A 5,997-nucleotide genomic window follows, 5' to 3' on the forward strand; every position below is an offset into this window, starting at 1 on the left:
AGATATCTCCCACTCATCCAATCATCAAATCAATTATTACCCATTTTTTATCAATTAATTCTCCACCAGGACCTATTTTCTGGAGATACAGTTAGGGCTTCTATATACCTGTATAAAACAGCTTTAACAAAGAGGCGGTTGTCTGTGGCAGTCCTGCCTACAGTTCCTTCACGGCCTGGTAGTAGATTTTGAATCCGTTCCCATTGGTCCCATACGCAAGCCATAACGTCTAGTCATTTAGAGCAGTCCTTTTTTATGATTCCTCTAGTTATTCTTCATAAGCATACTATACTTTTAATGTCAACCTCTTTAATTGATGACACGCCCTAGTTGTAATGGTTGACTAATAACTCTAGAATTCTGACTATCTAAACTCAGACGTTATAGATATTTGGCTTCTCAATTCTGACGGCTGACTACTAACTTCAAAAATCTGACTATCTAAACTCAGACTTTATAAATATTTGACTTCTCAATTCTGACGGCTGACTACTAACTTCAAAAATCTGACTATCTAAACTCAGACTTTATAAATATTTGAATAACTAATCGTCCAGCTTGACTATAAGTCGGGAAATCTTAAATATATCAACTAAGACATTATAAATGTTTAATTCCTAACTACTTATTTGAAAAGGTATATTTATGTGGGATACTGTTCGTAGATAGTATAAATATTATTGATGAAATTGTATCAACAAAATCAATCGGGAAATTATAAGCGATCGCTCTAACAATGTCTAATCCTACTAACTTAAACAACTTAGAAAAAAATCAGGGAAATGCTGCTATTGGCATGGGTAGTAATTTGGGAGAATCTCTAGATACCCTCAAAAACGCAATTCAAACTTTAGATGAAATTCCTGGTATTAACTTAATTAGTTATTCCAACTGGTATAGAACTAAACCTGTAGGAGGTCCAAAACAACCAGATTATATCAATGGTTGTGCATTATTAAAAGTAGAATTAACCCCCCATAACTTGTTAGAAATTCTCTTAGAGACTGAACAAAAATTTAAGCGGGTACGTTTAGAACATTGGGGACCTAGAACTTTAGATTTAGATTTAATTCTATATGATGATTTAATATTAGATACTCCTAATCTGCAAATACCTCATCCTCGAATGAGAGAAAGAGCTTTTGTACTTGTACCCCTAGCGGAAATAGCCCCTGATTGGATAGACCCAGTNGACCTAGAACTTTAGATTTAGATTTAATTCTATATGATGATTTAATATTAGATACTCCTAATCTGCAAATACCTCATCCTCGAATGAGAGAAAGAGCTTTTGTACTTGTACCCCTAGCGGAAATAGCCCCTGATTGGATAGACCCAGTTTCGGGAAAAACAATTGCTAAACTTCTAGAAGAGGTAGAATGTTCAGGAGTATCTAAGCTTTAAGCTGGCAAGTTATACCGTTTCACGGAAGTTAAAAGTCAAAAGTCAAAAGTCAAAATTGAGATTTTATCGGCTCAAAACTTTGAGGTTAAAGTAAGTTGAGAGAATATTTGTTAGACAAATGGGGTCGCCAATGTGCTTACTGTGGTCAAAAAAATACACCACTAGAAATAGAACATATTCACCCCATATCGAAAGGAGGCTTAGACCGAGTATCTAACTTAACTGTNAGTTAAAAGTCAAAAGTCAAAAGTCAAAATTGAGATTTTATCGGCTCAAAACTTTGAGGTTAAAGTAAGTTGAGAGAATATTTGTTAGACAAATGGGGTCGCCAATGTGCTTACTGTGGTCAAAAAAATACACCACTAGAAATAGAACATATTCACCCCATATCGAAAGGAGGCTTAGACCGAGTATCTAACTTAACTGTTGCCTGTACTAAATGCAATCAACTTAAGAGTAACCGAGATGTCAAGGAATTCTTATCAGGAAAACCAGAATTATTAAAGCGAATAGAAACCCAAGCCAAATTACCTTGAAAAGATGCACTACTCGGTTAATTCTTGTCGGTGGAAATTGTTCAACACTTTAAAGACTACTGGGTTGACTGTAATCACATAAGCGCGGGGGACAAACAAAATTTAACCGCAGAAAACATAAGCTGCCTTCATCGCACTGCATAGATGCTGCTTGTGTAGGTGAAGTAAATCAGTTAAATTTCCACACCACCCAAGCTTTAGCTGCTATTTGCAAAGGGCAAGGAGGTAGACAGAAAGCAGCGGTAAATAAATATGGATACCCCATAAGGTACAACCCGCTAAAACCGATAAAAGGTTGGAATAGTGGAGACTTAGCCTTGAATATTGAAACTGGAGTTGTAGGTAGAGTTAATCCTCGCTCGCTCATCAAATAGTTTTAATTTCACAGTGCCAGGACAAAAAGCTAAAAGTGTTCATGTAAGCAAATTAAAAGTTGTACATCAAAAAGNGAGGTAGACAGAAAGCAGCGGTAAATAAATATGGATACCCCATAGGTACAACCCGCTAAAACCGATAAAAGGTTGGAATAGTGGAGACTTAGCCTTGAATATTGAAACTGGAGTTGTAGGTAGAGTTAATCCTCGCTCGCTCATCAAATAGTTTTAATTTCACAGTGCCAGGACAAAAAGCTAAAAGTGTTCATGTAAGCAAATTAAAAGTTGTACATCAAAAAGACGGTTATACCTATACATTTTGTCCACAGTTGTCCATAAATGTCGAGGAAAATGCTGTCTAAAACTTAACAGTAATTTCAGCTTATTATTTCACATTATCAGTCGCTAACTATTTGTGACATTTTTAAAGTGAATTGGTATAAGGTTAGGAAATTGGTATTAAAATAGCAATTCTACTAAATGATCAAAAAAGCACTTGTAACAGGTTCAGCAGTTGGAATAGGTAAGGCGATCGCTCTTGACTTAGCTAGTAAAGGATTTGATGTAGCATTTCACTATAACCGGAGTGCGGAGGCAGCTAACCAAGCAAGTCAAGAGGCAGCTACCTATGGAGTCAAGTCTATTGCTCTACAAGCAGATGTGACTAAACCAGAGGAAGCTCAGTCTCTTGTGGAAAATGCAGTAGAAAAACTTGGAGGTTTATCGGTAGTAGTCAATAATGTAGGAAACTTTTTAGGAAAACCTACCAGGGAAATATCCATAGCAGAGTGGCAGGAAGTTATTAACTCTAATCTCAATTCCAATTTCTATGTCACTACAGCAGCACTTCCCTATCTCAAAGCAGCTAATGGGGCACGAATAGTTAATTTTGCTTGCGCTCATGCCCAAAATGTGGTAGCACGAAAGACAAATACGGCTTATATAATTGCCAAAACAGGTATTATCATCTATAGTAAGTCTTTGGCTCAAGAGGTAATTAAAGACAAAATTACTGTTAATGTAGTATCCCCTGGAATAGCTGAAAATTCTTTTGATATTGAAGAAATGATTCCTAAACTACCTGCTAAACGTCCAGCAACTTTGCAAGAAATTAATCATGCAGTTTGGTTTTTTATTAATCCTGATTCTGATTATATTACAGGACAAGTTTTGGAAGTATCTGGTGGTTGGAATTTATAAATTAGGGAAGGCAGAATTTAGAATTTAGAATTGAGAATTCAGAAGGGAAGAAAAGACTATAAATGAGAAAGTTTTTGTGATGACTGATGCTCCAGACATGATATAATATATTCCTCATAATTATAGGTAGTTTGAGATTCAAAAAAATAGGCACAATCAAATTAGGGAAGGCAGAATTTAGAATTCAGAATTCAGAATTCAGAATTGAGAAGGGAAGAAAAGACTAGAAAGGAGAAAGTTTTTGTGATGACTGAATTATCCAGACATGATATAATATATTCATCATAATTATGGGTAGTTTGAGATTCAAAAAAATATGCACAATCAAATTAGGGAATAGGGAAAATTTTAACTTATTTAAGTTAGGAAACATTTGACTAAGAAAGAAGGTCTCAAGCTTCCCTTTGCAAGGGGATAAAAAAGGAAATTTCTGATTTTATTACCTTTTGTTGAAGCTGAAGATAGTGATAACTAATAACTAATAACTGAAATGCTTAATCTTGAAGATTTATATACAATCCACGAACAAAACAAAGATTCTATAACAGCTNTTTTAATACTGAGAAAGCTATTTTAGGAGTAATAAATCTTTCTAATGATTCTTGGTATAGAGAAAGTGTATGTTTAAGTGCAGAAACAGCTATTCGTCGCGGAATGGTTTTGAAAGCTCAAGGTGCAGATGTGGTAGATATTGGAGCAGAATCAACTTTAGAAAAGGCGGAAAGAGTAGAAGATATTAGGCAAAAAAGTCAAATTTTGCCTGTTCTGAAAGCTCTTAATCAAGAAGGTGTTTTGACTTCAATAGAAACATATTATCCAGAAGTTGCCACAGAATGTTTAAAGGCAGGAGCTAATATAATTAATTTAACAGGACCGGAAAAAAGTGCAGAAATTTATCAGACTGTATCTGAATTTAATGCGGGGGTAATTATCTGTTATGTTCAGGGAAAAAATGTTAGAGAAGTGGGTGATTTTGATTTTGGAGATGACCCCACAAATTTAATGTATGAATATTTTGCTAAAGAAATAGAAACAGCAACTAAGTATGGCGTGAGAAAAATATTTATTGACCCTGGTTTGGGATTTTATTATAAAAATCTTCAGGATAGTTCTCTACGCATTGGTTATCAGATGAAAACTTTTTTAAATACTTTTAGATTGAGAAAATTAGGTTTTCCTGTATGTCATGCACTTCCCCATGCTTTTGAATGTTTTGGAGAAGAAGTTAGAAGTGCTGAACCTTTTTTCTGTGTGTTAGCTGCGTTGGGAAAAACTGACTTATTTAGAACCCATGAAGTTCCTAAAATTAGAGCTGTTTTAGATACTTTGGGATTATTTCGTTAGAAGGAAGAAGGAAGAAGGAGGAAGGAGTAATTTCAGTTATCAGTTATCAGTTATCAGTTATCAGCGAACCCCTGACTAAAGTCGGAGGCTTGAATACTGAGTTAAATATTTTTTCATCTCCTTAAAAGGGGAGGCACATGCCCTCATTTTTTGGTAAGGAGGAAGAAGGAAGAAGTAATAGGAGTCTTAAATAGGTTATAATATTTTTTCCTAGGGGTTTGGTCTCCAAACCCAATCTAAAATGGGGTGGGCAAACCAAACCCCTACAGTTTTTCTCACAAATCATTTAAGATTAGTAAAGAATGGGAAAACAACTTAAACTTGAGGAGGTACTTTGAACTTAATAGTAAAGGGAGTAGGGAGTAGACAAGAAAGAGGAAGGAGGAATTCATTAATTGATAATTGATAATTGATAATTGATAATTGATAATTGATAATTACCTCTCCCTTTGAGGGAGAGGATTGACCAATAAGGAAAAAAAATTATTGTTTCCCCTTGAAAGGGGAGTCAAAGGGTGCTGAATTATTTAATTATTTAAACCCCGCCCGATCAGGCGAAGTCTTCATTAATTAAACCCCGCCCGATCGGGCGAGGTCTTCATTATTCGGTAATAAGTAAGAAAAGAGAAAAAAAATTAAACTTAAGGAGGTATTTTAACTGAATAACTGATAACTGAAAAGCAATGGAATTAAATGAAGGAAAAGAGGGAAAATCTCAAACTCTAAAAAATGAATCTAATTCAGAAACTTGGATAATAGGTAAAGAATTTAGATTTGAAGCTTCCCATCAACTACCTAATCACGATGGGAAATGTGCCAGATTACATGGTCATTCTTGGCGGGGTATTATTTATGTTTCTGGAAATAAATTGGTAAATTCTGGAGCAAAACAGGGTATGATTATGGATTATGGGGATATTAAAAAATATCTTAAACCCCTGCTTGATAATTACTTAGACCACTATCACTTAAACGAAACTACAGGTTTAGCTAATCCTACCAGCGAAGCGATCGCTAAATGGATTTACGAACAATTAGAAGATAAAATTCCCGGACTTGTAGCAGTTAGAATTGATGAAACTTGTACAAGTCAATGTATTTATTCAAAAGGGGAAAGTAATTTTTTGATACTTTAGAAT

The 5,997-nt window shown here is 34.9% G+C and carries 6 protein-coding genes and 2 pseudogenes; 7 read left to right on the plus strand and 1 reads right to left on the minus strand.

Going from position 1 to position 5,997, the window contains the following annotated elements:
• Positions 1–104: 104 nt before the first annotated feature.
• Positions 105–237 (minus strand): annotated as a pseudogene (locus AFK68_RS45210) (IS5/IS1182 family transposase); the annotation flags it as partial.
• A 499-nt stretch (positions 238–736) separates the two neighbouring features.
• Here AFK68_RS45210 and folK (AFK68_RS43465) point away from each other — a divergent pair.
• The 7 genes and pseudogenes from folK (AFK68_RS43465) to queD all read left to right on the plus strand — a co-directional run.
• Positions 737–1,191: 2-amino-4-hydroxy-6-hydroxymethyldihydropteridine diphosphokinase (gene folK / locus AFK68_RS43465; protein ID WP_143437878.1), on the plus strand; the 455-nt coding region annotated here is incomplete at its 3' end.
• Between the two features lies 1 nt (position 1,192).
• Positions 1,193–1,404: pseudogene (folK, locus tag AFK68_RS14445) on the plus strand (2-amino-4-hydroxy-6-hydroxymethyldihydropteridine diphosphokinase); the annotation flags it as partial.
• Between the two features lie 107 nt (positions 1,405–1,511).
• A partial coding sequence (locus AFK68_RS14450; RefSeq protein ID WP_371357388.1) for an HNH endonuclease occupies positions 1,512–1,630 on the plus strand: 119 nt, incomplete at its 3' end.
• An 82-nt stretch (positions 1,631–1,712) separates the two neighbouring features.
• Complete coding sequence (locus tag AFK68_RS41740) at positions 1,713–1,940, plus strand: HNH endonuclease (RefSeq protein WP_246844192.1); 228 nt, start codon at positions 1,713–1,715, stop codon at positions 1,938–1,940.
• An 854-nt stretch (positions 1,941–2,794) separates the two neighbouring features.
• A complete protein-coding gene (gene tmpR, locus AFK68_RS14460; RefSeq protein WP_094673413.1) occupies positions 2,795–3,514 on the plus strand; it encodes a bifunctional dihydropteridine reductase/dihydrofolate reductase TmpR in 720 nt (239 codons plus the stop codon).
• A 582-nt stretch (positions 3,515–4,096) separates the two neighbouring features.
• Positions 4,097–4,858 (plus strand): dihydropteroate synthase, encoded by a 762-nt coding sequence (locus AFK68_RS14465; protein WP_246844193.1) that lies wholly within the window; start codon positions 4,097–4,099, stop codon positions 4,856–4,858.
• Positions 4,859–5,541: 683 nt separating this feature from the next.
• The gene (queD, locus tag AFK68_RS14470; protein WP_094673414.1) at positions 5,542–5,994 is read left to right on the plus strand and encodes a 6-carboxytetrahydropterin synthase QueD; all 453 of its coding nucleotides are present in this window, start codon (positions 5,542–5,544) and stop codon (positions 5,992–5,994) included.
• Positions 5,995–5,997 lie beyond the last annotated feature (3 nt).

It is taken from the genome of Hydrocoleum sp. CS-953 (genome assembly GCF_002260545.1).
Taxonomy (GTDB): Bacteria; Cyanobacteriota; Cyanobacteriia; order Cyanobacteriales; family Microcoleaceae; genus Trichodesmium.

Bases quoted from the DNA above. Each gene is read 5' to 3' on its own strand.
- tmpR (WP_094673413.1), top strand. From the start codon at position 2,795: ATGATCAAAAAAGCACTTGTAACAGGTTCAGCAGTTGGAATAGGTAAG.
- queD (WP_094673414.1), top strand. From the start codon at position 5,542: ATGGAATTAAATGAAGGAAAAGAGGGAAAATCTCAAACTCTAAAAAAT.